22 protein-coding genes and 1 pseudogene are annotated in these 24,681 nt (G+C 66.4%); 8 read left to right on the forward strand and 15 right to left on the reverse strand.

What is annotated here, in order from left to right; all coding sequences use genetic code 11:
• The first annotated feature begins 143 nt into the window (after positions 1–143).
• Positions 144–335: a helix-turn-helix domain-containing protein gene (locus tag AB0K67_RS33090; RefSeq protein WP_364068377.1), complete on the forward strand. Its 192-nt coding sequence runs from the start codon at positions 144–146 to the stop codon at positions 333–335.
• Positions 336–1,198: 863 nt separating this feature from the next.
• Here AB0K67_RS33090 and AB0K67_RS33095 read toward each other — a convergent pair.
• The 9 genes from AB0K67_RS33095 to AB0K67_RS33135 form a co-directional block, all read right to left on the reverse strand.
• A complete protein-coding gene (locus AB0K67_RS33095; protein ID WP_364068057.1) occupies positions 1,199–2,560 on the reverse strand; it encodes a tyrosine-type recombinase/integrase in 1,362 nt (453 codons plus the stop codon).
• On the reverse strand, positions 2,557–2,748 hold the full coding sequence (locus tag AB0K67_RS33100) for a helix-turn-helix domain-containing protein (RefSeq protein ID WP_364068058.1): 192 nt from the start codon (positions 2,746–2,748) through the stop codon (positions 2,557–2,559). The genes AB0K67_RS33095 and AB0K67_RS33100 overlap by 4 nt, the downstream gene beginning before the upstream one ends.
• On the reverse strand, positions 2,745–4,097 hold the full coding sequence (locus AB0K67_RS33105; protein WP_364068059.1) for a replication initiator: 1,353 nt from the start codon (positions 4,095–4,097) through the stop codon (positions 2,745–2,747). The genes AB0K67_RS33100 and AB0K67_RS33105 overlap by 4 nt, the downstream gene beginning before the upstream one ends.
• 96 nt (positions 4,098–4,193) lie before the next feature.
• Positions 4,194–4,316, reverse strand: a complete 123-nt coding sequence (locus AB0K67_RS33110) for a hypothetical protein (RefSeq protein ID WP_364068060.1) — start codon at positions 4,314–4,316, stop codon at positions 4,194–4,196.
• A 3-nt stretch (positions 4,317–4,319) separates the two neighbouring features.
• Complete coding sequence (locus AB0K67_RS33115) at positions 4,320–4,481, reverse strand: hypothetical protein (protein WP_364068061.1); 162 nt, start codon at positions 4,479–4,481, stop codon at positions 4,320–4,322.
• Between the two features lie 12 nt (positions 4,482–4,493).
• Entirely contained in the window at positions 4,494–4,841 is a 348-nt protein-coding gene (locus AB0K67_RS33120) for a hypothetical protein (protein WP_364068062.1), read from the reverse strand.
• Entirely contained in the window at positions 4,838–5,473 is a 636-nt protein-coding gene (locus tag AB0K67_RS33125) for a DUF2637 domain-containing protein (protein ID WP_364068063.1), read from the reverse strand. The genes AB0K67_RS33120 and AB0K67_RS33125 overlap by 4 nt, the downstream gene beginning before the upstream one ends.
• Positions 5,474–5,478: 5 nt before the next feature.
• Complete coding sequence (locus AB0K67_RS33130; protein WP_364068064.1) at positions 5,479–6,849, reverse strand: FtsK/SpoIIIE domain-containing protein; 1,371 nt, start codon at positions 6,847–6,849, stop codon at positions 5,479–5,481.
• Positions 6,842–7,177 carry a hypothetical protein gene (locus AB0K67_RS33135; RefSeq protein ID WP_364068065.1) on the reverse strand — a complete coding sequence of 112 codons (336 nt, stop codon included), beginning with the start codon at positions 7,175–7,177 and terminating at the stop codon, positions 6,842–6,844. The genes AB0K67_RS33130 and AB0K67_RS33135 overlap by 8 nt, the downstream gene beginning before the upstream one ends.
• 144 nt (positions 7,178–7,321) lie before the next feature.
• Between AB0K67_RS33135 and AB0K67_RS33140 the strand changes: the two genes are divergently transcribed.
• Positions 7,322–7,708, forward strand: coding sequence for a winged helix-turn-helix domain-containing protein (locus AB0K67_RS33140; protein ID WP_364068066.1), 387 nt, complete (start codon positions 7,322–7,324; stop codon positions 7,706–7,708).
• A 316-nt stretch (positions 7,709–8,024) separates the two neighbouring features.
• Here AB0K67_RS33140 and AB0K67_RS33145 read toward each other — a convergent pair whose 3' ends face one another.
• Complete coding sequence (locus tag AB0K67_RS33145; RefSeq protein ID WP_364068067.1) at positions 8,025–8,345, reverse strand: hypothetical protein; 321 nt, start codon at positions 8,343–8,345, stop codon at positions 8,025–8,027.
• Positions 8,346–9,281: 936 nt separating this feature from the next.
• On the opposite strand from AB0K67_RS33145, the gene AB0K67_RS33150 reads away from it, so the two are divergent.
• Complete coding sequence (locus AB0K67_RS33150) at positions 9,282–9,578, forward strand: winged helix-turn-helix domain-containing protein (RefSeq protein WP_364068068.1); 297 nt, start codon at positions 9,282–9,284, stop codon at positions 9,576–9,578.
• Positions 9,579–9,849: 271 nt separating this feature from the next.
• On the opposite strand, the gene AB0K67_RS33155 is transcribed toward AB0K67_RS33150, so the two are convergent.
• On the reverse strand, positions 9,850–10,839 hold the full coding sequence (locus tag AB0K67_RS33155; protein WP_364068069.1) for an IS481 family transposase: 990 nt from the start codon (positions 10,837–10,839) through the stop codon (positions 9,850–9,852).
• 185 nt (positions 10,840–11,024) lie between these two features.
• On the opposite strand from AB0K67_RS33155, the pseudogene AB0K67_RS33160 reads away from it, so the two are divergent.
• A pseudogene (locus tag AB0K67_RS33160) lies at positions 11,025–11,913 on the forward strand (IS982 family transposase).
• Between the two features lie 246 nt (positions 11,914–12,159).
• Here the strand turns inward: AB0K67_RS33160 and AB0K67_RS33165 are convergent.
• Genes AB0K67_RS33165 through AB0K67_RS33180 form a run of 4 tightly spaced genes read right to left on the reverse strand, consistent with a single transcriptional unit; the run spans position 12,160 to position 18,898 of the window.
• Entirely contained in the window at positions 12,160–12,993 is an 834-nt protein-coding gene (locus AB0K67_RS33165) for a phosphoadenosine phosphosulfate reductase family protein (RefSeq protein WP_364068070.1), read from the reverse strand.
• Entirely contained in the window at positions 12,990–16,571 is a 3,582-nt protein-coding gene (locus tag AB0K67_RS33170; protein ID WP_364068071.1) for an ATP-binding protein, read from the reverse strand. The genes AB0K67_RS33165 and AB0K67_RS33170 overlap by 4 nt, the downstream gene beginning before the upstream one ends.
• Entirely contained in the window at positions 16,568–17,659 is a 1,092-nt protein-coding gene (locus AB0K67_RS33175) for a DUF4007 family protein (protein WP_364068072.1), read from the reverse strand. Before AB0K67_RS33175 ends, AB0K67_RS33170 begins: the two co-directional genes overlap by 4 nt.
• A 60-nt stretch (positions 17,660–17,719) precedes the next feature.
• Positions 17,720–18,898, reverse strand: coding sequence for a cysteine desulfurase family protein (locus tag AB0K67_RS33180; RefSeq protein WP_364068073.1), 1,179 nt, complete (start codon positions 18,896–18,898; stop codon positions 17,720–17,722).
• A gap of 476 nt (positions 18,899–19,374) precedes the next feature.
• On the opposite strand from AB0K67_RS33180, the gene AB0K67_RS33185 reads away from it, so the two are divergent.
• The 4 genes from AB0K67_RS33185 (at position 19,375) to AB0K67_RS33200 (ending at position 24,591) form a co-directional block, all read left to right on the forward strand.
• Positions 19,375–20,979 carry a DEAD/DEAH box helicase family protein gene (locus AB0K67_RS33185; RefSeq protein ID WP_364068074.1) on the forward strand — a complete coding sequence of 535 codons (1,605 nt, stop codon included), beginning with the start codon at positions 19,375–19,377 and terminating at the stop codon, positions 20,977–20,979.
• Positions 20,976–22,850 carry an ATP-binding protein gene (locus AB0K67_RS33190; protein ID WP_364068075.1) on the forward strand — a complete coding sequence of 625 codons (1,875 nt, stop codon included), beginning with the start codon at positions 20,976–20,978 and terminating at the stop codon, positions 22,848–22,850. The genes AB0K67_RS33185 and AB0K67_RS33190 overlap by 4 nt, the downstream gene beginning before the upstream one ends.
• Positions 22,847–23,749: a phospholipase D family protein gene (locus AB0K67_RS33195; RefSeq protein ID WP_364068076.1), complete on the forward strand. Its 903-nt coding sequence runs from the start codon at positions 22,847–22,849 to the stop codon at positions 23,747–23,749. Before AB0K67_RS33190 ends, AB0K67_RS33195 begins: the two co-directional genes overlap by 4 nt.
• Positions 23,750–23,940: 191 nt before the next feature.
• Complete coding sequence (locus AB0K67_RS33200) at positions 23,941–24,591, forward strand: hypothetical protein (protein WP_364068077.1); 651 nt, start codon at positions 23,941–23,943, stop codon at positions 24,589–24,591.
• Positions 24,592–24,681: the final 90 nt, after the last annotated feature.

Consider the following 24,681-nt stretch of genomic DNA (forward strand, 5'->3'; position numbering starts at 1 on the left):
GGCGACGGCACCAATATCGAGCGCGCCTCTGCCACCAGCGATGGCATACCTACGCCGAGACAACACCATGATCACAACAATCTACGGCTGCCGTATTTGAGCTGCACAACCGCTACGGTAGGAGCTCGACTCGCAGCGCTCCCCTGCAAGTTCCTCTCACCCAGGACGAGATAGCAAATTGGATGGGCTGCAGTCGGCAAACGGTCAATCACGCACTAGCAGAACTGGTAGCAGAAGGCATCATCGAATCAGGGCATCCCATCACCGTTCGGGATGAAAACCTGCTACGCGATCGAGCGTTCCAAGAGCCTCGTCGCCGCTCCGCACGCAATTGATTCGAGCCTTCGCAGCCGAGACGCTGCTAATTGTTCTGTACAGACGCTGCAAGCGGGAAATCATTCCCGCTTGCAATCTTGTGTTGGCCGCTCTACCCCAGCAGCACGTGGCATGCCCGGTTGCGGATCCGCTGCTCGGGCCGGGACGGCGGGAACATCTGGTCGCACCTGTTGCCGAACATCGAAAGCCTGCGCGGCGCGCGGTGAACGTGCCGACGTGCCTCGGCCCGCTTGGGACGGTGCACCCGGTGCTGCTGTCCCCCACGACTCCTCACCGGAGGCGGGAGCGGACGACGCACGGCTGGTGCGGCTCGTCGCCGATGCTTCCTGTCCTGTTTCGCAGCCTTAGGTGGACGCGGCCGGGCCTTCGCCTTCGCGGAGGGCGGCGGTGTTCGGGGAGGCCCGCTGGAAGGCGGGGAGGTCGGAGACGGCGTAAGCGTCGTCACCGGGGCCTCCGCAGTGGGCATCGCGGCGGTTGCTTTCTGCGGCGAGGAGCCGTTGGCCTGCCATGAGATCGACCAGACGCCGACGCTGATGCACCCGAGCAGCCCGGCGACGATCACGGCCCTGGGCAGCCGCAGACGCCGGCCGCGAGGACCGGGCGGGGTCGGCGTGGCGTACCGTCTCCAGCTGAGCGAGTCGGACAAGGCGGTGGACCGGCGCCGGTCACGCATCGGCAGTCCGTACGGCGGGCGCCCCACGCGGCGCGGCTCTTCGGAGGTTCTCGGATCGCTGGTCATGGTCCTCCTCTCGCTGCCCGTGCACGTCAGAGTGGCCCAGCACGACGGGCACCTGCGGGAACGACTCGGGTATCGAAGGTCAAGGCCCCGGCCGGACCGGGGCCAAAACTGGTGAGAACGGGATCAGCCGTTCAGAGCGTTGTGGATCTTGCCGTTGATCCGGTCCTGCTGCCCGTCGATGCATTTGGCATAGACCCGCAGGAGGACGTCGACGCTGTGACCGGCGCGCTTGGCGACCTCGACGGCCGGGACTCCGGCGTTGAGCCAGAGCGAGACGGCCGCGTGACGCAGGTCGTACGGGCGGGCGGCCAGCGACGAGGCGACCTGCTCCGGCGTGAGGGCGAGCCTCCGCGCCTCCTGCCAGACGTAGGAGTGCGCCGAGCTGGAGTAGGTGCCGCCGGTGCTCGTATGGAAAATGCGCCCGTCGTCGGCGGTGCCGTACGTGGCGATGTGCTCCCGAAGCATCGTGACGAGGACGGGCGGGATCGGGATCTCGCGGGTCTCCCTGTCGGCGCGGTGCTTGAGGCTGCGCGACTCGTGGGTCTCGCCGGAGTTGGTCCACCGTTTCGTGCCCTGCGGCCGGGCCTTCTCCAGCACGATCAGCCCCCATCCCTCCTCGGGCAGCGTGCAGTTCCGCAGCCGCAGGTCGGCGGCCTCCTCCGGCCGGAGCGCCGCGTAGTACATGCAGGCGAACATCGCCTTGAGCCGCGCCCCTCGCTTGCGGCCGACCTTGGCCACGGCCTCCAGAAGCATCCGGGCTTGAGCCGGGTTGACGACGGTGCGGGGATCGACGGAGGTGACCGCCTTTGGCACGTTCCATTTGATGCCGTCGAGCGGGTTGCTGCTGAACGCCTTCTGCTCCACCGCATGCTCCAGCAGGTGATGCAGGACGGCTCGCTTGCGGCGCACCGTGTTCGCCCCTGCCGGGGTTCCGGAGAACGTGACCGTGATGGCATCGAGCGCCCTGTGCAGCACGTCCGCCTCCCCCAGCGCCGACAGAGGCAGAGACGCTCCTTCCAGCCAGCGCAACGCCGCGGCTTGCGACGGGTTCAGCGGGACGCGCCTGCTCTCCGGAAGGAGGGCGTGGATGCGCAGCACCTCGCGCAGTGCCTCGTCGGCGGGGCGGTACGGAGCGTCCTCGACCAAAGCGGGGATCAGCGTGAGCAGCGCGTACGCGTCTGTCTCGCGGGTCCGGGCCGCCGAGGAGTTCCAGCGCCGCAAGACGTACGCCTGCCCGAACTCCAGGAACGACGGCCCCTCCGGCTCGGCCGCCAGCATCGACACCGGCAGGCCGGTGGCGACGTCGAACTCCTCCCCTGCCTTCGCCGCCTGCCACAGGTCCGATATGAAGGCGTTGGCCAGCCCCTTGGTGCGGAAGCTCTTCGACCTCTGCTTGCCGGCCACCCGCCAGCGGGCGATGAACGAGCTGGCCCGGTCGGTGCGCTGCTGGACCTGGTCGAGCTTGACGTCGTACGTGGTCTTCACTTTCCCTCCCGCCGCGCGTTGAGCCAGGTCATGAGGTCGCTCCGCCAGATACGGAGCTCGTGGTTGGGAAGCTGGACGCAGGCCGGTGCCTGGCCGAGCTCCCGCCAGCGGTAGAAGGTGCGGCGAGAAACCCCGCCCAGTTCGGCGCAGACCTCCGGGACGGTCATCAGCCGGTCGTTCCTGGTCATCGAGGACCACCACCCACGCTCGGTAGGGGGACGCCGGTCAGCGCCGCCGCCAGGAGTTGCTCGCCCAGGGACAGGCCCTGTCCGGCGTACTGCCAATGCGCGACCACCAGGACGGTGTCCTCATCGAGGAGCGGCAGGCGCCCGGTGGTGATCTCCTCCGTACGCCGGTGCTCCTCGCGGGCGGCACGCAGAGCGCCCAGGGTGGTGGAGTACCGGCGGCTCTTGGTGGAGAAGTGACCGCGGAAGCCGAGCATGTGCGCCCAGTGAGTGAGCCGCAGGTCGGCCAGCGCGACGTCGCTGCCCAGGCGCATGCAGGCGGCGATCAGGCGGCGGGCGTGGTCGCGAACGGGAAGGGCGTCGAGGTCGTCGAGCGGCTGGACGCGGCGGTCCAGGGTGCCGACGCATTCGGCGGCCTTGGTGGCGTACTTGGCGATGTACGCGGCCACGGCCTGCTCGGTGAGGTCGCCGTCCAGGCTGATACGGCGGATGTCGAGCTGCGTCCCCCAGCGGAAGGTCCGGCCCAGCGGTTTGACCTCCGCCGTCACGACGGCCGCCGCATGACGGACGGCCTCCTCAAGAGAGTCAGCCCAGGGCGGTGGCGGTGAGCTGGGCCCGTCCGGGCCGTCGAGGCGGATGACGGCGTGGAAGTGGACGACGCCGCGTCGCTGGTATTCGGCGACCTTGGCGAACGCGATTCCGGCGTACTCGCTGAGCGCTTTGACGGTCAGGCCGTTGAGCCGGGCGAAGCGGCGGCGCAGGGCGAGCGTGAAGCGCCGCCACAGCTCGGGGCTGATCGCGTTGAACAGGACCGAGCCGTCGTAGTCGTAGCAGTCCGGGCAGAGCGGTTCGCCCAGGCAGGGATCGTCGGCGCGGTGCCGTTGAGTGCAGGACATCGTCCGGCCGTGCGGGCAGGTCCCGGCGTCGCGGCGGGCGTGGCAGGGCAGGGCCTTGCCGTTGTTCTCCCGTCGCGTGTGGACGGCTCCGAAGGACGGTGCGGTGAGGGTGATGAACAGGCACGGGTGCGTGCTGACCGTCTCCGGCACGCCCTTGCCACCGACGAGGCCGGCCCGGATGAGCTGGTAGGTGTCGGCGCGGTAGACCTCGGCGCAGGCCGGGCAGCGGGAGGCGCGGCGGGTTTTGCAGGGCACGCGCAGGACGCCGTTCGGCTCGTGCAGCGTGCTGTATCGGCGCAGGAGGCGGCCGGTCGCGCGGTCGTAGTGCTCGACCTTGCCGCGCAGGTGGATCGGCTGGCGGCAACCGCCGGCGCGCTTGATCTGGCACGCCCAGCGGCTGAATTCTGGGTCATGGAGCCGGGCGATCATCCCGGCGATGGCGTGTGGGTGATGCAAGATGGATCCGTCCTATCCGGATGAGATCTGGATGGGGATGGCCCCTCACCTGGCGCGGAACTTGGCGGTTGTGTGGCCAGGTGAGGGGTTCTTCGGCTATGCGCCGTGGTTGTCGATGCCGGTGCCGTGGCAGTCGCGGCAGGTCTCGCCGTCTCCGTCGAGGCCGGTGCCGTTGCAGGTGCAGCAGCGGCCGCGCGTGACGGGTTCTTCAGCGGTCATCGGTCACTGGTCCTTGCGCGGGCTGATCGTCAGATAGATGCGGTACTGCCGGGCCCGATGGCGGGCGGGGTAGGCGCGCGACATGGAGGTGACGGTGAAGAGCTGCCGGAGGTGGATCATGCCGAGGGTGAGTTCGGCTCGGCTGCCTTCGAGGCGGATGCGCATGGTGCTGTCTCCCTAGAGGTTGTCGATCTGGATGGAGTCGCGGTAGCTGTCGACGGCGGCGTGGCGGGCACGCGCGGCGGCGAGGATGGCGGTGAACTCGTACCGGACCGGCCCGAACTCGATGGCCGTCTTGTAGTGGCCGTACGGCGTGAGGTCGGGGTCGATCTCGGTGCCGAGCAGGGCGGCGACCCGATCGACCTCGGCGCGCATCTCGTCGTCCGGTCCCTTGGCCGGGAAGGCATGGGCGATGACCGGGAACGGCAGGGGCAGCTCGGGCTCGGCCTTGAGGAGGCCGGCCAGGGCGATGAGGCCGGCGATGAGGGTGTCTCGGTCGTTCTGCATGGTGATCTGGCCTTTCATGTGGTGTGCAGGGTGTGGAGGAGGTCGGTGGCGAGCTGGTCGGACACGCCCAGGCGGGCGCGGAGCGCGTCCCGGGTGATCGCCTTGCCGTGCTTGGCGTGGTGCTCGGCGGCGACCCGGCGGGCGAAGTCGACGAGTGCGGGTGACGGTCCGGGCCGCTCGTCCTGGCCGGTGTCGAGGGCGGGACGATCAGGGGCGGGTACGGCTGGTGGCGCCGTCTCAGGGGCCTGGACCGGCGGAGCGGTGTCAGCGCCCGACGCCCGGCGTTCGAGCATCGAGACGGCGACGAGGAAGGCGGCCGGTGGTGTCGCGGCGGTGATCCAGCCCCAGACGGTCGGTTCGGCTTGGGCGAGGTTGGCGGCGAGTGACAGGACGATTCCTCCGGTCAGGACGAGGACGGGCCAGGAGATCGGGCCACGCCGGGCGCGGCCGGTCTTCTTGTCGCGCTGGCGTTCGCGGGCGGCCATGACGCAGGTCAGCTCGATGCAGACGGCCACGGCCCAGGCCATCCAGCCGGACTGGCCGTGCTCGCGGGCGGTGTCGCGGATGTGGGTGAACGAGCCCGCCCCGGCGATGACCGCCAGGACCAGAACGGGGCCGGTGTCGATGAGCCAGCGGGCCAGGCATCGCATCGGCCTCACGCCTTCCGCGGGTTCGGGATGGAGTCGAGGAAGTCGGCGAGGTCGGCGTCGCTCATCCGGGCGGCATTGCCGGAGACGAGGTCCTCCCATGACGGGGCCAGCTCGGCGTACGCGGTGGCGGCGTGTTCGGCGTCCTGCTCGCTGACGTAGAAGGAGCGGGCGCGGTACCACTGGCCGTCCTGCGAGGCGACGATCGCGACGCCCGGAGTCTCGGCGGGGATGGCCCGCGCCGAGGCGAGGGCGGCGGGGTCGAGGTCGCCGAGGGTCATGGTGGCGGTCTCGGGATCGTTGACCCGGTGGCAGATCCGCCCGGAGCACTGCGCGCGCAGGGCGGTGACGCCGGGACCGAGGTCGGAGCCGATGCGCTGCCCGGAGCAGAACAGGTAGATCCCGAACGCCCTTCCGAGCTGCGCGACCCGCAGGAGCGCGGTGGAGGTCCTGGCGACCTCGTCCTTCTCGCTCTTGTCGGCCATCAGATACAGCTCGGCCAGCTCGTCCACCAGGACCACGACGGGTGTGGGGCGCTGCTCGTCCGGCAGTTGCCAGATGTTGCGGGCGCCGGCCTCGCGGCACACGGCCATGCGGCTGGTCATCAGGCTGACAAGGTCGTCGAGGAGCGTGACGGACTCGGCCCTCGTGGTGGCCAGCGCCGAGAGCCTCGGCCCGTACGGCGTCAGCTCCACACCGCCTTTGAGGTCGAAACCGACCAGAGCGACCGGTTGCGGGGCGAGGCCCTGTACCAGGACGTTCGCGAGGTTGGACTTGCCGGACTGCGTGGCACCGGCGTTGAGCCAGTGCGGGACGGTCCTGAAGTCGATCACCCACGGCCCGCCGGTCTCCAGCCTGCCTACGATGACCTTGAGCAGTTCGGGCGAGGCGGGCACCGTATCGACCCGGACGAGCGGATCCCGCACTGTGGCGGCCAGGACGACGCGCCCGGGTCGCGGCGAGGAGACGCGAACGGCATGGACGCCCCAGGAGTGCGCCAGCCGTTCGGCGGCGTTCGCATAGTCGGCCGGGATCTGTCCTTCGAGGGTGTGGACGGTGACCCGCCATCCGTGCCGGGTCGGCTTGGGCAGCCACATGAACGGCCTGGTGTCCACGGCCACGCGCTGGAACCTGCGCCTGACCCGTACGACGCCGGTCGAGGCGACCATCCCCGGCACGGTGGTGAACCAGAAGCACTGCCGCTTCTTGGTCAGCCCGCAGCCGAGGGCGACCTTGCGCCAGGTGGCCCACACGCTGATCGCAGCGAGCGGGAAGGCGACCACCAGCCAGTACGACCGGTAGTGCCAGCGGCGCCAGGCCCAGAGCCCGGCCGCCGCAGCGGCCAGGACTCCGAGCACCAGGGAGAGCGTGTCAGACACGGAGGGGCTCCCCCGTGTCGGCCGGGACGATCGTGTCGGCGCGGTACGAGATGCCCCACCGGCCGGCCATCTCCCACACGTAGCCGACGAGGCCGGTCGGGTTGACCTGCTGGCCGGCGGTGATGGGCGGCTCGCCCGAGGTGCCGATCCTGACGAGCTCGATCCGGCCGAACTCGTCCTCGACCGACACGGTCACCTCGTACACGGTGTTGCCGTTCTTGTCGGTCTTGATCTCGCCCGTGTCCTTGTTGAGGAGCCGCGGCTTGGGCGACTTCACGCAGGTGATCACGAGCTTGGAGGTGTCGACAGGGATAGGGATAGTGCGCATGAGAGCTGATCTCCTTGAGTCGATGTTCTAGATACAAAGATACCTAGGTATCTAGACTTCGAAACTGAGTTAGCTGGTGGGAGCCCCAAGTTTCCCGAACCATTGCCCAGAGACCTAGGCACCTAGAACCGCTACTGTGGAGGTATGGCAACCACCGACCGGCGCCGGCCCTACCTGAGGATCGCCGACGACATCCGCCGCGACATCGCATCAGGCCGGTACGCGGTCGGCGAGCGCCTCCCGGTGGCCCGCGAGCTGGCCGACAAGTACGGCGTCGCCATGATGACCATCGGCAACGCCCTGGCCGTCCTCCGCGATGAAGGACTCATCGAGACCCGCCAGGGCGCCGGCAGCTTCGTCAGCCGTACACCCGACGACGACACCGCCGCCGGCACCACTCCGGGCGGATACAGCGAAGAGTTCCGCATCATCTCCGAGCAGCTACGCGAGATCCGCGAGCACGTGGAGAAGCTGACGATCAGGTTGGACGAGCTGGACGCTCGGACTCGCCCTGATCGAGACGAGAAGTGATCCTGCTTGCACGGCGCTGAAGCTCGGCCAGGTCCGCCGCGAGTTCTGCCAGCTCGCGGAGCAAGACCTGCCTTTCCATCTCACTGAGACCCACGAGTTGCTTCCCCGTTCGTGAAGGCAGGCCGCCGAAGCGACCCCGGGTTACCTGACGGGTGGGGATTCGGCCCACCACTGCGGTGAGCCGCGTTGTCGAGGCCGAGCATCCCGCCCACCGCCTCGGCGGGCATGATGCTGTCGTGCCGTCGGATGTCCAGCCCGTACGCCGGCGGCTCCCCCGATACCGCCGACGTCTCCTCCGGCCGGGCGCGAGGAGGCATCACTCGGCGCCCTTGAGACCGTCCTCTTCCTTGTGGGTGAGCGTCGCGGATCGCGCCGTACGCGTCTCCGCCGTCATGAACGAGTACACCGCGCGGCCTCGCCGGCCCGCACGGACCTTCGCCGCCGCGTCGACCTCAGCCTGCACCTGAGCGAACGACGGCGAGAGGAGCGTTTCCAGCACTTCCCCCGATACGTTGTTGACCGCCGTGGCCCCAAGCCACGGGCTACCTTCCGGCGACGACACGGAGCGCACCCGTCCAGCCGTAGCCTTGTCCCGCACCGCCGGGACCAGTCGATGCTTCATGCTCTTGCCGAGCACCCTGGACCTTCTCCTCACAGCTCGCAACCGCGCGACCGGGCGGTTGTGCGTACAGCGAGGACAGGACCTTGCAGGGCCAATCGCAACTCCTTGCGCGAGCTTGTCGGTACGCCAGAGTAACGGTTCGGCTACATTCCGCAGTTCCCGTGTTTTCGCAGCTCAGAGCCGCGGCTATGAGTCGGGAGGCAGATGAGCCACCCCCCGATAGCACCCCAAACGCGGCAATTACCGACACTCCCCCGCACCGACAAAGGGGCTACATCGCCGCAATGATCGCACCGATGAGCCGCTGCTGTGATTCACATCACATTGGCTCGCAAGCGAGGTCTTGCACCCACAGACGACCTCCGGGCGTCACCTGGCCTCACCGGTCATGAGCCGCTGCCACAGAAGCTGCGCCTCGGAAACCCTCACCCAAGGACTGTCCGCTATGACCACTGCAGCGCCCGTACGGTCATAGCGCCTGACGAACCCGAGCCCGCCGGCCACGCACTGCTCGAAGAACACAGGCACACAGTCGCAGGTGTACGCGCGTACGCGGACACTGCCCGCCCGCTTCTGCTTCCGCCCCCACTGGACCGGAACCGCGTCGGGACGAGGCGGGACGGGGTGCACGCCGTAACACTCACCGAACTCAGCCATCAGGCCACCACCCTTCGCGCGCCCACATCCGCGCCCGCCGACCGGACGTCCAAGAGCCACGGATACAGAGAGGGCGTTGGTGAGCGAGCATCGGACGTCAGCCGTGCAGCGCGCTCTAGCGGGACCCGCCTGGGAGCGCGCGAGATACCCCACCCGGAGGGGCTCGCGGCCGTCGCTCACCAACGCCACACCCTGAGGCTACCAAGCCTGTAAGTACCTGTCCACACCATGCAGCTCCATGGAACTGCGTGATCCGGTAAGAAGGGCCGTGAAACGCCCTCCTACTCTCATATCGTGGCCAGATATGTCGAGCACACGCGCACCTGGGTCTTCGACGAGGACCGCTCCCGCTGGGAACAGATCCTTGAGGTCCTGCTTGAGCGCATCGACTCGGCCGAGTGGGGGCCGAAGTTCAAGATCTCCGAGGTCAAGCTGATGGAGGAGTTCGGCGTCTCCCGCCCCACCATACGTAAGGCCATGGAGCGGCTGAGGGCCGCCGACAAGATCTACACCGTCCCCAACCTCGGCAGCTTCGTCAAACCCCACGACCAGGCCGGCGAAAGCACCCCGTCCAGCGACGCCAAGAGCTGAGCGAGACATGGCAGCTGTGAAGGCAGCCACGCCGATAGCCGTGCCCCCGCCGCATCGACAACCGCTAAGACAGCTACTCGACCGCAGCCACGGCTATAGGGCCACGGAACCGCAGGTCAGAGCCCTCACACCTTCGAACACAAGATCGCTCGATGAGGACTTTCTTCACGACTTCAAGGCCGGCCCGCCTACGGCGGCCCGGCGCGCGTCGGGGCGGCAAGCGGGCCGCGCTGCGGCTCTCCGGCCGGTCGCGGCCCGCGCCACCCACGCGCTAGATGTTCTGACCTGAGAGGTTAGGTACGCGGCTAGCTGGTGGGTGCCCGCCGAGTGCGGTGTGTGCTCGGTGGTGATTGTAGGCATGCAGCCAGGGTCCGAACGCTTGTCGGCGTTCGGACTCGCTGGTGTAGGGCTGGGCATAGGCCCACTCGTCGGCCAGGGTGCGGTGGAAGCGTTCCACCTTGCCGTTGGTCTGGGGCCGGTAAGGGCGTGTGCGTTTGTGGCTGATGCCCAGGCCGGCGAGGGTGTCGCGCCACAGGAAGGACGTGTAGCAACTGCCATTGTCGGTCAGCACCCGGCGGATGGTGATGCCCAGGCCGGCGAAGTGGGCGTGGGCGCGGTGCCAGAAGGCGGCCGCGGTCTGCTTGGTCTCATCCGGCAGGATCTCGGTGTAGGCCAGCCGGGAGTGATCGTCGAGCGCGGTGTGCAGGTAGCTGTAGCCGATCTTGGGTTTGCCGTGCGGGTAGCGGGCGGTCGTGGTGGCCTTGCGATGGTGGTGTCCGGTTTGCCGGTCGGTGATCCGGTGGCCGCCGCCATCGGGGATGTTGCCGAGTTTCTTGACGTCCACGTGCACCAGATCGCCGGGTCGGTCGTGTTCGTAGCGCCGAACCGGACGGGCGGTAGCCCGATCCAGGTGCCGCAGTCGGGCCAGGCCGTAGCGGGACAGGACCCGGTGCACCGTGGAGGGATGCAGGCCCAGCAGATAGGCGATGCGGGCCGGTCCCCACCGGCGCAGGATGCGTATCTTGATGGTGCGTCGTTCGGTCCGGGTCGGGGTGCGGCGGGGGCTGTGATGCGGTCGGGAGGATCGATCGGTCATCCCAGCGGGGCCGAGCTGGCGGTAGCGGTCGGCCCAGCGCTTGGCCGTGCTCACCGCCACCTGGAAGCGTTCCGCGGCACGACGCAGGGGCCAGCCGTCCTCCACGACACAGCGGGCGAGGCAAAGCCGCCCGCGCTCAGACAGCAGCGCGTTACTGTGGGGCATGAAGGGCCTCCGGAGCTTGGCGTAGATATCGCAATCCACACCGAATCCGCAGGCCCTTCCTCCTTTCAACGACCCGAGAGATCGTGTCGCCCCATGTACTCAACCTCTGTGGTCAGTACAGCTAGACGAGTAAGTCCTAAGTCGTTTGGGATGCAAGCACGACGAAGGGTGTTGACGATCGGTTCGTGACAACAGACCTCAACACCCTTCTCACCGCACTGTATGTGACGATCGACGACTGGCTCGGCAAATCACCCCGGATGGGACGTCCGCCCAAGCTGACCGACGCCGAATTGCTGACCCTGGCGGTGGCCCAGGTCCTGCTCGGCATCGACTCTCAGGCACGCTGGCTCCGCTACGTGCCCGGGCATCTGCCCGGGGCCTTTCCGTACCTGCCCGGCCAGTCCGGCTACAACAAACGCCTGCACAAGGCCCTACCCCTGCTCAAATCCGCGATCCGTGTCCTGGCAGCCGACACCGACCTGTGGCAAGACCCCGGTCTGGGTGGTCGATTCCACCCCCGTCGAATGCGGCCGCTCCCGGCCCACCGTCCGCCGCTCGGCGCTGGCCGGCTGGGCCGGCTATGGCTACTGCCGCGCCCACTCCCGCTGGTATTGGGGCCTGCACCTGATCTGCACCCCCGCCGGGCTGCCCATCACCTGGGCCCTGGCCAGCCCGACGATCGATGAACGCCAGGTGCTGATGGCCATCTGCGACCACGACCCGCAGTTGCTGGCCGAGCGCCCCGGCCTGCTCCTCATCGCCGACAAGGGCTACATCTCCGCCGAACTGGACGCCTTCCTGGCCGAGCGCGGCGTGCGGCTGCTGCGCCCGTCCTACCGCAACCGCACCCCTCGTCCCGGCGAGCACCTGCTCAAACCGATCCGCCAGCGCATCGAATCGGTCAACGACACCCTCAAAGGCCAGCTCGGCCTGGAGTTACACGGCGGCCGCACGGTCAGTGGCGTAGGCGCTCGCATCGCCCAGCGCATCCTGGCCCTGACCGCGGCCATCTGGCACAACCGGGCCACCGGCCAGCCCATCACCCGATCCTTGATCGCCTACGACCACTAACCGACTTAGGACTTACTCGTCTAGACGTCCACCGGGCAAACATTCGGGCCAGGAACGCCTTCCGGGCTAGCAGCAATTCCTCCGAAGGCTGTCGCATGGCTTCAGTTGCTCAGACCTGGCGGTCTGCAATGCGGGTCCACTCGCCATCGAATGAGGCAATGACGTCCTTCTGAAGGCGGCAACGGCCCGCTTCACGGAGAGCATCCGCGAGGCGGGCCTGAGCAGTTGGGCACATGAACCAGCCCTTCAGAGGTGGCAGACAGAGCAGCCAGCCTCGTCATCATCGGAGTCGAGGGCGTCGCTGAGAACTTCCAGGAGGGGGCGGTTGGGCTTGACGCGCTTGGCGGCGCGCTCCAAGGCCTCCTGGTGCTTAGCCTCGATCTCATCCTTGCGCGCTATTAGCTCCAGAAGGGACTCACCCTGCGACCAGGTGTAGTTGCGGCCCTTCATGGCAGTGTGGCGGTATCGGACCTTCTTCTCGTACTCGACGGCCCGTTCAAACAGGTCGGGGTGACGCTCCTTGAGGCCGACCCACTCGTGCTTGCGCTGGAAGAAGCAGAAGTAGCAGCCTGAGCGAGTGCGCCACTCGTAGTAGTCGGGAAGACCGATGCCAGCCTCGTCGAGGATCCGCATCACGCCGTCCTTGTCGATGCCGTCCTCGCGGAAGGGAAAGACGGCCTCGATGTTCGGCTTGGTGCTGACGTAGCCGAGGCGGTTCTCGTCAGCGCGGATGGCTACGTAGGAGATGACCTTGTCATCGCCAACCCAGTCTTCCAGGGGCTTGATCTTTAGGTTCTTCGTGCACCAACGCATCTGGGGGCTGGGCAGGGTGCCCTGGTAGACCTCCATCCAGTGGTCGAAGTCACGGTCGGCGTTCAGCCGCACGATTGACTTGCCCAAGGCGGCCTCAAGCCGGTTGAGGTACTCGTAGGTCTCAGGCAGCTCGGCGCCGGTGTCGCAAAAGAAGTATTCCATCTCCGGGACTCGGTCGCGCATATAGACAGCGAGCGCGGAGGAGTCCTTGCCGCCGGAGATACCGAGCACGTGTCGGACCTTCTTGGTGCCGGCTCCTTCAATCATCCCTCTGCCTTCCTTTCACTTGCCGCTGTGGCGGCATCGGTCACGCGCTGGACGAGGGCAGCGAGCAGAATGCGTGCTCCATCCGGGCCGAGCGTCTTCTCGGCCTGGTTTAGAACGTCGACGGCGAGAGTGTCGGCCTCGCCGCGGACCTGTTCGGGCATGTAGATCAGGGTGCGCTGCTCTACGCCGGCACTGTCGGTCAAGGTCAACAGCTGCGCGTCGAGCTTCTCTTCCCGGCCACGGATCTCACGCCCGGCATGGTGCAGGTGCCCGACGCGGTCGAGGGCTGCAGCCATTGCCCGGGCTTTCTGGGGGAAGACCTTGGCTTCGTGGTCGTCCCAGTCTCCGAGGGCGGAGTTGGTCAGGCGTACGACGATGGGCTCAAGCCAGTCGTCGTCTTCGAGGCTGTCACTGAGGACGAAGTCGACGAAGCCCCGCAGTTCCGGTGTCAGCACGGCGTCTGCGAAGCCTCGCAGACGGGCCGCGAGCTGGGTACGCAGCTGGGACAGTTCGGCCGGTAGGCGGAACTCCTTGGCCAGTACTCGGACGACCTCCGCGCGCAGCCGCTTGTCGATCGCGACGAGTTCGTCGGCAGCCGCGGTGAGGCGTTCGACGTAAGTATTTGCCGCCTCCGTGTTGGCGCGCGTGCGTGCGGGGACCTCTGGGAGGCCGAGAGCCTTCGGCAGTGCGTGGAAGACTAGCTCGTCGGGATCCACCGCCTTCGCGATGGTCTCGCGCACGGCGCGAGCATCGGCGGAGATATTCTTGGTGGTGCGGGCGTACTTGCTGAGGTCGGCCACCCGCATGATCAGGGCACTGGCGACCGCGAGCAGGTCGGGGTTGCGCAGAGCCTTAGAGCGTGGTGCTTCCACGCCGAGAGAGACCATCAGCTTCTTAATAATGCTGCCGCGCTGGCCGTCCCCGGCTGGCGTGTACTTCACCGAGAAGCGTCCCGGGCCCTTGACGAGGCGTTCGACCACGTCGATGGTCAGCCGAGGCAGGTAGGTGCCTTCCTCGAACAGGGCGACGTCGTGCCGGCGAATGACGAGGGCTGGCACGAGGAACACCGGAATGACTCCGGCCTTGAGCCCGAAGGGCGGGCTCATCAGGGTCCGGATGACCTTCTCCATGCTCAGGCGCTCGGTGGCACCGGTGAGTACCTCGTTCAACGCGTTCCAGGCGGGCTGGGCGTGCTCGTGACCTTCGCCAGGCGGGGAGAAGCCGTACGGGAGCAGGCTTTCCTGCTGGCTCTCGGCCTGGGCCACGCCGTTCTCGCGGTGCAGGCCGAGGTAGGCCAGCGCGCCGCTGTACATGGCGCGCTCGGGCTTGTAGCCGTCCGTGAAGCCGAGGTTCTTCTGCCCTGAGGCGGACAACATAGCCGTCAGCAGTATGCCGCGGGCCTGGGCGGCCTGGCTGGTCAGGACGTGGCGGCCGAGCATCTCGTTGCGGATGTGAGGCGTGTGCGGGTACACCGACTCGCAGGCCAGGGAGACCAGTCCGCTGAGGCTCCGGGCCGTCAGGTTGGAGGCGGTCGGTTCTTCGCCGGGGGCGATGCCGCTCTGCCACAGGCTCCATGACGCCTTGGAGGATGGCGGGTAGAAGGCGTCCTGCATCAGCTCCAGCAGTTCCGCTTCGGCCTGCACGATCCGCTCGGTGACTTCCCGCCGGGCGACGTGGTCGAGGCCCAGGTCATTACTGAGTTCCTTCAGCGCGACCAGGTAGGTCGCCGTTGTGAGCACCACGTCGGGGTGTGGCGTGGTGCCGACGAGCACTGGCAGGGGTGAGTCGACATTCGGCCGGTCGGCGTCGGTGCCGAGGTGGAAGACGACGAGACCGTCGGCAGGCTCCCTCAATTCGTCCGGGGCGGCAACTGTCTTGGTCCCCGGACCGCTGACCGCGGTGTAGAACACGCGCATCATGCCGGTGACCTGGCTATGGCGGCCAGCTACGAATGCCTGCGGGACGAGACTGCCGAGACGATCGATGACCGAGGCTTCATCGAAGCGGCTAATGATTTCCTTGAGCCGGCCGTCGATGTCGACGTCCGTGCCCTGCCAAACCCGGTACTCACCACTGAACTCACGGTGGACCACGAAACCCCGGCGGACAAGGTCGGCGAGTCGCTCTTCGAGCGCCGCGAAGGCCTCGGGATCGGCGACCTCAGTAGGGTCGTGGAGAGCGAAGTGGATCATCGGCGCGGTGGCGCTGAGGACCCCATCGGAGTCGATCAGGTTGAGGACACCGATGGTCTTCAGAATGTCCTGATCGGTGTCCGGAAGGCCGTTGGCCTCCCGAATGCGCGAGTCGACCTCGATCCATCGGCTGGCGTTGGCGGAAGCGAGCAGGGTGGTGCGCCCAGAGTTGAGGAAGTAGTCGTACAGCTGCGGCAGTCGCACCGTGCTGGCACGGTCGGCCTTCTCGCTGCTGTGCCGGGCTAGCGAGTGGCGGACGGTATTGGGCTCCCCGCTGTTGAGGAAGCCTGAGATGCTGCGGTCGTGCTGGCCGATTTGGGCAGCGAGGATCGGTGCAGCGAGGGCCGTGATCGGGTGCAGCGGATAGAGGTCCGCGAAGTGATCGGGTCCGAGTTCAGCTAGAACCCCGAGACCACGCTCTGTCCAGATCTCCGCGGATGCCTGGGCCGACACGGCAATCAGTGCATGCCCTGCGGGGCTGACGGCCGAGTGGTCGAGGCAGCGGCGCAGCAGGTGCAGGGAGTCGCCGTGGTGAGGGACGAAGGTGATGTCCTCGAAGCGCCCCTGAATCTTGGCCCATTCGCGGGTTTTGAGTTCGCTGGATCGTGAGGCGTAATCCATGAACGACAGGTGCTGGAGGGTCATCAGGTAGACGGGCAGCCCATTGGGGCCGGCCGACTTCTCGGCGAGTTCCTGCAGCAGGAATAGGTCGTGCTGGGCGTCGGCGAACTCATTGTGGCCGGCGAGGTGTTCCAGCGTCTTACCGAACTCGTCGATGATGAGGAGTAGGGGCTGCTGCCCATCCGCCGTCAGTGCGGTAACGGCGTCGAGGATGTCCTTGGCGCTGGCAGTGTCGGGGTCGTCGCATGCCGCGAGGGCCGCAGTGATGGCCTTAGAGATGTGCTTGCCCCAGCGTCGCTCCACCGCAGTGTGCAGGGCCCGGGCGAGCGTAGCCACCAAGGATTCGCGGCGTGCGGTGGCTACGGCGCCGAGGAACCCGTCGGGGGCGATGGCGTCGCGTGCTGCGGCCAGGCGCTGGGCGAGGGCCGGGCTGGCCTCGTCGAGGATGCGCTCGGCCTGGCTACGCCGCTTGGCGTCCCGCCCGAGCAAGGCGTCGATGAAGTTGGCCAGGGTGGACTTGCCGGATCCGTATGGGCCGGTGAACGACCAGGCGCGGGTCCGGCGTTGGTCGGCCAGCGCGCTTGCGATGCGTTCCAGAACGTCGACCGCTCGGGCGCCGACGTAGGGGTCGTGCAGTGCATCCGTGACGTCCCGCTCGAGGTTCGTCGAGCGCATCTGGGAGCCGACGAGTTTGATGCCGGCGGGAAACTGCGGGGCGGAGGTTGCGGGGCTGCTAGGGGTCCGCGTGGGGATTGTGGTGGTCACGCGGTCTCCTCAAAGAGTGGCTCGGCGGTGTCGGCGGTATTGATGGTGAGTTCCTTCTGCTCGGCCTCGGCGAGCTTGGGGAACTTGGCGGCCCAATCTTCGCGGGTAGGGAAACCGGGGCGGTGGGTGACGAAGCCGTACTGCTCGTCGAGCACCTCCCAAGCCAGGACGAAGGGGTCGGCCGCGAATGCGAGGCTGCGCTGTCCCACGGCCTCGGTCAGGTTGAGTTGCGGGTGGTCCGCGGCGACCTTCTGCAGCGCCATGACGATCTCGTTTTCTCTAACGCGGAAGGCGCGCCCCGGGGAACCCGGCTCGTTGGCCAGGCGGGCAACAGAGATCGAGTTGGCCTGACGGGAAAACTTGGCGGCGTAGTCGAGGCAGGCATAAGCCAGGACCCGGGCGGGTAGCGTGGTGCGGTGCCCGCTAGTGAACTGCCACTCCGGCTTGCCACGCGTGCCAACAAAGGTAAGCAGGTCAAGGTCGCGGAAGGGGCAAGCGAGCAAGTCCTCATAGCTGCCCGGGGAGCCGGCCTTCTCCGGAGCGCTGCGCGCGTACATCTTGGTCAAGCAGTCGATATCACGGACGATCGAGGCTTCGACCGGGCTCTCCTTGTAGGAAAAGTTCACGTGCCGGGTAACAACCTGCGTCATGTCCGCCACCGTGAACCGGGAGAACGGCGCGAGATGGAAGGCCGTGTACCAGGTCGGCGCCCAGCATTTAGCCCCGGGACGGGAAGAGACCAGCCACCAGTGCAGCAACCATAGGCTGCCGTTTTCTTCCAGGTAGGGGTCAGCGCCGTCATCGTCGAGCAGCCAGCGGGCCTCCCACGTGGGGAAGGAGTACTTGGAGCGCGCCCCACTCGTCGGGTAGTGCTCGCGGGTCAGCTTGAAGGCCCGCGACCAGTAGCGCATGGCGTTGACCATGTTCTTGCCCACGCCGAACAGCACCGGGGCGTCATCCGCGAGGAACGCACTCGGGTCGTCTTTGATCTGCGTATACGCCTTGCGTAGCCAGCCGAAGCGGGGCGCGAAGGTCTCATGTCGCGCGAAGGAAAAATGGGCGGCTTCCCCAAGCCGGCTGTCTGACATTAGGAACCTCTCCGTGTTCAAGTACGGTTGCCCTAAGGAGGTGTTTAAACGGGGTAACAGTTAGCGAGGGCCATCGGCTTCGGCCAGCGCAGAACGAACCTGCGTCACGGCCCGTACCACGGCTCGCGCCGCGTGCTCAATCTCGTCGTCCGTGGTGGCGTAGCCCAGCGAGAAGCGGATCGTGCTGTCTGCGTCCTCACGCGACAGTCCCATCGCCAGGAGCACGTGACTCGGCGTCGGGGCACCGGATGCACACGCGCTGCCCTCCGAAGCAGCGACGTCGGGCATGGCCGCCAGCACAGCATCCGCTGGCACCCCCGAGAAGGTGATGCTTGTCACACCGGGGAGCCGCTGATCCCGCCGGCCATTGATACGACAGTCAGGCAGAGCACGGGTCAGCAGGCTTTCGAGGCGGTCGCGCAGTGCGGCGACACGCTCGGCTTCCTCACCGAGGTTGCGTCGTGCAGCGTCGGCCGCAGCACCCAGACCAATAATCCCCGCCACGTTCAAAGTACCCGCGCGCCAGCCACGCTCTTGTCCGCCACCCACCAGGAGTGGCCGGTGCCGCAGTGGCGTGCCACGTCGCACATACAGCGCGCCGACGCCCTGCGGGCCACCGAACTTGTGAGCCGACAGCGACAGCAGATCAACATCGAGTTCAGCAACGTCTACAGGCAGGCGGCCGACGATTTGGGTGGCGTCCGTATGAACGAGGGCGCCAGCCTCACGGGCCGCCTTGGCCACGACTCGAAGGTCGGTTAGGACACCAGTCTCGTTGTTCGCTGCCATCAGGGAGACGATCCCACCGCTTCGTTTCGCGAAGACCTGCTCTAAGGCGTTGAGATCCACCAGGCCGTCGGAGCCGACCGGCAGCAGCACAAGATCCTCTGGCCGTTCGGCGGTCATCATCCGGGCTGTCTCTAGAACAGCAGGATGCTCTACCGGGCTCGTCACCAGGGAATTTCCAGGGATGTATGTAGAGTGGAGGGCCAGGTTGTTCGCCTCCGTCGCCCCGGACGTGAAGATGATCTCGCCCGGTGAGCAGTTGAGCAGGTCGGCTAGCTGTCGACGAGCAAGGTCGACCCGATGCGCCGCCTGTCGTCCCGGTTGGTGCGTACTTGAGGCGTTTCCGACCAACTGCATGGCTTCAATGACGGCTGCGGCGGCCTCGGGTCGGATCGGTGCGGTGGCATTGTAGTCAAGGTAGGCGATGCCCGACCCATTGAGCCTGTTCATCATCTGCCACTCCGTCTCACTTGTGTCACACCCAATGTACTACTGGGGGAAAGCGCGCCCCGCATCCGGGTTTCCACCAGGAGCAAGTCGATCCTAGTCATACAGCAAGATCCACTGCTCGAATCACTCAAACGCATGGCGTCAGAGGCCACTTACTGAACGAATGTTCTACACCTGGCACTTGGGCGTGGCGCGCAGCTCGCCTGTAGCAAGAGGCGCTCAAGGGCCGAGGATTCTGGTCGAAAAGGTGACAAATCCCCGCCCTTGGCTGGGTTTTCGACTAATAGTGCCCCTGCTGTCAGTGCCCCTTATTAAGGTGGTTCGCACGCTGCGACGTTGCAGTCCCTGGGCGTTGGGGTGGTGCTTGGCGTCATGGAGGTGGGGATGGAAGTTCATGACAACTATGCCGACCGAGGCGCATGTGGGCTGTTGTCTGCTCCGCATCGGCAGGTGAATCCGTGACGACTTGGTCACCGGGGATGTCCTTCAAGGCGCTCCTCGCTGATGCGCCCGTGTCGTACATCCGGGCACATCTCGGCGAGCGGCTGTGTGCCCTGCTCGATCTGATCGAGGGGGGCACAGCGCCAGACGACCGGCTGAGGGCTGTTGCCCCGATCGTAATCGACGCCGAGCGCCTGGTCGCTGACGAGGCCGAACGCTCAGCTCTCTTAGAGATGGTTCCGAGCCCCAAGCAGGCTGAGCTGGCACAGCGGCTTGGCTCCGTAGGCGATGTACAGGCACCGCTGGACTATCTGCAAAGCCTGAAGTGGACGGCTGACGAGCGGCGCGAGCTGCTTGAGTTCTTCGGCTTCACGATCGACCGGGCGCCGCCCCTCCCGCCAGCGTTCAAGCAGGAGGCGACGCCCGAGTATGCCTTGTTCCCGCATCAGCGTCATGCGGCGGCTCGGGTCAAGGAACTGCTGTACGACGGCTCGCGGCGGACAGTGCTCCATCTGCCCACTGGCGTTGGCAAGACCCGAACAGGCATGAGCCTGATCTGCGATCATCTACGGCAGCGCGAACCGACCGTGGTGGTGTGGCTGGCGCACGGGCAAGAGCTGCTGGAGCAGGCCGCCTCAGAGTTTGAGCGCGCCTGGGCCAAGGTCGGTGACCGTCCGCTCCCCGTTCTTCGTGTATGGGGCAACGCCCCTGTAGAGCTCACGGGGATGACCGATGGGCTGGTCGTCCTCGGCCTGGAGAAGGCCGTCTCGACAGCCAAGTCGGATCCGCAATTCCTGGCCACTCTTGCGGCACGCAACACCCTTACCGTCTTCGATGAGGCTCATCAGATCATCGCTCCCACCTTCCAACGAGTGGTCGATGAACTGACGATCCGCCATGACGCTAGCCTCCTGGGGTTGACGGCCACGCCGGGACGAACGTGGGCGGATATCTCGAAGGACGAGGAGCTCTCCGACTACTTTTCGCGGCAAAAGGTCATGTTGGAGATCGAGGGCTACACCAATCCGGTGACGGCCCTAATTGAGCAGGGATACCTGGCCAAGCCGCTGATGAGAACAGTGGCCTCTGAGCCAGGTATACACCTGTCGGCTCGAGATCAACAACTCCTTGCGCGGTCGTTCGACATTCCGGCTGTGATGATGGCCGAGATCGCGCGGGACGAGCAATGGAACCTCAAGATCATCCAGGTGATCATGGAGCTGCTCCAGCAGCACCGCCGGATTCTGGTTTTCGCCGCCTCTGTCGACCATTGCCGGCTGATCGCGGCCGTCCTGTCCGCGGCTGGCATCGATGCTGAGTTCGTGACCGGCGAGTCCTCCCCTCGACATCGCAGCCAGGTGATCTCTCGGTTCAAGGGCGCCAGTCGGCGCCCCATGGTTCTGTGTAACTTCGGGGTCTTGACGACCGGCTTCGACGCCCCCGCCGCTAGCGCTGCAGTGATCGCCCGCCCGACCAAGTCCCTGGTGCTCTACAGCCAGATGGTCGGCCGCGTCATCCGCGGTCCAAAGGCTGGCGGGACTGCCACCTGCGAGATCATCACCGTCGTGAACCCAGAGCTTCCCGGGTTCGGCGACGTGGCAGAGGCATTCACCAACTGGGAAGACGTATGGGAGACAGCGTGACCAGTGACGGCAGCAACTACCGGATCGTCAGTCCCTCGCTGACCGTCAAGGCCATGCGGGACAGTGGCTACAAGAACACCGCCTACGCCCTCGCCGAACTGATTGACAACAGCATCGACGCCAAGGCCACCCTCGTAGAGGTCTTTGCCTGCGAAAACCCCGTGAAAGTCGGCGCTCGGACCAACCACCGTGTGGAGACCATCGCTGTCCTCGACAACGGCCACGGCATGGAGCCGACGCAACTGCGGCGCGCCCTGAAGTACGGTGATGGACAGGGCGCCGACCCCACCCGCATCGGCCGTTTCGGCATGGGCCTGCCTAACTCCAGCATGTCCCAGTGCACCCGTCTCGACGTCTGGTCCTGGACCAACGGCGCGGGCAACGCCATGCACACCTACCTCGATCTCGAGGAGATCGAAATGGGGCTGAGCGATGACGTCCCCGAACCCACACACGACCCGCTGCCCGACTACTGGCGGAACCTGAGCGAGGGGCTCGGCGATACCGGCACGCTTGTCGTCTGGACCAAGCTGGACAAGGTCAACTGGTACGGAGCCGCGGCCACCCTGAAGAACACCGCCGAGCTGATCGGCCGCGTCTACCGGCACTACCTCCATGAAGGACGGGTCGACATCCGAATGGCGCCCGTCCGAGAGGGCAAGGTCGTCGATGGCGAATACCACGCTGTACCCAACGACCCCCTCTACCTGATGGCGCCCACTTCCACCCCGGCGCCGTTCTCAGATAGGCCGATGTTCATGCCTTTCTCCATGGGCAGCGAGTCCGAGCCCGGCGTGACACGCTTCCCCGTGCTCCATGAGGGCAAGAAGCACAACATCACGGTCCGGGCCTCCATCGCTCGCCCGGAGGCACGCCGCGCCGATGTCGAAGGCTACCCGTGGCCCGACGGAATCAGCCGCGCGACCGACCCTGGAACTCTTCCGTGGGGCAAGCACGCCAGGCGCAACGTCGGCATCTCGCTCGTACGCCAGGGCAGGGAACTCGACCTCGACGCATCCTGGGCCATCGGGTACGACCCGACAGAACGGTGGTGGGGCATCGAGGTGGAGTTCCCGCCGGAACTCGACGCCATCTTCGGCGTGACGAACAACAAGCAGAGTGCCACCGTCTTCTCCTCCCTGGCTCACTTCGACTGGAAGGCCCACGCTGAGGCCGGCGAGTCCTTCAAGGGGTTCAAGGAGCGTCTTGCCGAGTTCAGCGATCCGCGTCTTCCTCTCATCGATCTCGTGCTCTACCTAGAGGAGAAGCTCCTGCCAGCCATTCGGCGGCAGCTGAAGCAGCAGACGGTCGGCACACGTAAGAGCAAGAAGCGGCACGACGATGACGTCGCTTCCAGGGCCACCGACGCCGTCAAGCGCCGAAGCGAGGAGGGCTACACCGGAAAGACGGACGAGCTGGAGGAAGGGGCGACCACCGAGACCAAGCGGCAAGAACAGGTCGAGGCCCTCACCCAGCGACACCATCTTGACGAGGACACTGCACAGTCCATGGTCGAAGAGGCCCTGGAGAAGGATCTCCGCGCGCGGTGGATCTCCAGCTTCCAGGACACCCCCGCCTTCTTCAGCATCGACCTCATGGCCGGCATGCTGCAGGTGATTTTCAACGAGAAGCACCCCCTGCACGCTCAGTTGATGGCGGTCCTTGAAGACGTCCCGGAAGACGCGGACGTGGACGACCTGCGCGACCGGCTCAACCGTGTCGCGGAGACCTTCAAGCTGCTGCTCTTCTCCTGGGCGCGTATGGAGGACGAGACCTACCCCGAACGCGAACGCGAACGCATCGCGGACGCCCGCCGTGAGTGGGGAAAGTACGCCCGCGACTTTGTGGACGGAAAGGCCAGCGACGCGTGACCGACCCTGCCCACATCTGGCGGCAGATCGAAGAACTGATGATGGGCGCCTATGGACGCGTAACCCTTGTGGCGCCCTTCATCAAGCGAGAAGTTCTGATAGCCGCACTCTCCGCCGTCCCCGCCTCTGTCGAGAGCATCGAGTGCACCACACGATGGGTCCCCGAGGAGGTGGCGGCAGGAGTATCGGACCCCGAGATCATTGAGCTCGCAGAGAACGACAAGCGGCTGCGCATCGCCCTGTGCCCGAGCCTGCACGCCAAGCTCTACCTCGCAGACGAGCGTTGTCTGATCGGGTCGGCCAACTTGACAGGGAAGGCCACCGGGCGGGTCACGAATCCGAACATTGAGATCCTTATCGAGGCATCCGCGGCACATCCGGAAGTCGGACGCGTACTCGCTGAGATCGAGGCATGTGCAATCGAGGCGACGCCCCACATGGCCGCCTTGGTGAGAAGACAAGCGGAGCTGCTGAAGGAACACCGCCCAACTGCCTCCGACCAGCTACGAGAGGAAGCACGGCAGGGCTGGTACCCGGTTACACGACGCCCGGAGGCCGTCTACCTGTACTACAGCGGAAGGGCTCGATTCGGGCGATCCGTGGAAACAGCCATCCTGCGGGACCTTGCGTTCCTGGGCGTACCGGTAGGCTTGACCGAGGCGGAGTTCTCAGACTGGGTCGAAAGCCGCCTGCGGGAGATTCCTGCCCTCCGGGCGCTGGTGGAGGGTGATCGCCTGACCAACGTGGAGCTGCAGCATGCGCTGCAGGACCAGGCAGGCTTGACCGATGAGCAAGCCAAAAGAGCGACCGAGACCATCGCCGCGTGGCTTCGGCACTTCGGCCGCTTCTATACCGATGTCGGGACGTGGGAGATCAGGCACGGACGGGAGCTGTCGTAGCCGCCCGCCTGAAGTGACGCCGACATCGGTACTGAGGTCGGCCGCTACCCGAAACCTGATTGATGTTGAGTCGCTGTCGGCCCCGGCCCTGACCCGCTGGTGTGCCTAGGATCTGTACGGACAGCCAGGTGTGGCAGCAGCGTACCGCCTGGCGGTCTTACGGTAGGAGCGCAGATGCTGGGATGGTTCTCATGGCTCAAGTGCGGGTCCCGTACCTGCTCGGGCACGCTGAGATCGCTTCCCTCTTCCGAGTCGCGCGCCAAACGTCACAGAAGTGGCGCACAGAAGGCACACTTCCCGAGCCCGACCTAGTCGCTTCCGGCAATCCGTACTGGCTGCTGGCGACGGTATTGCGCATCAGCGATATCGGAGACCGTCAGGTTGATGAGAGGCAGCTCGAGGCCTACAAGGCCGCCATCCCTCACGGCTATGTCCTGCAGGACAACGAACAACTGCCTGTCATCCTCGGCATTCAGGAGGTAGGTCGTGTCCTCGGTCGAGATGCCCAGACGGTTTCCCGGTGGCGTAACCGGCGACGTATCGCCGAGGCAGACCTCGTCCTCTCCGGTTCTCCCCTCTGGCTCCTAGAAACGATTCTCGCGGACGCGCAACACCGGCAGCGATCCGTGGTTCCCGCCGAAATCACCATGCTCCGCGCGGGACAGCGCGCTCCACAGAAGCCCCGCGGCCGCAGGTCCGGCAGCCCCACCGTGGTGCGTCCACCGCAAGAGGTGCTGCCCGCAGCACGTACGTTCACGGGCGCCGACCAGGCCGCCGCTGTGGAGTTCCTCGCATCGATACTGGCCCAGGGCTACTCCGTCGTGATCAAGCCTCAGCCCTGAGTCAACTGTCCGTCCACAGTTACGACGCACGGTGCCCAACGCCGCCTGCGACTGGGTACCCCATCGGCCGACAGCTATGAGATAAACACT

It is taken from the genome of Nonomuraea sp. NPDC052634 (genome assembly GCF_040678535.1).
Classification (GTDB): Bacteria; Actinomycetota; Actinomycetes; order Streptosporangiales; family Streptosporangiaceae; genus Nonomuraea; species Nonomuraea fastidiosa.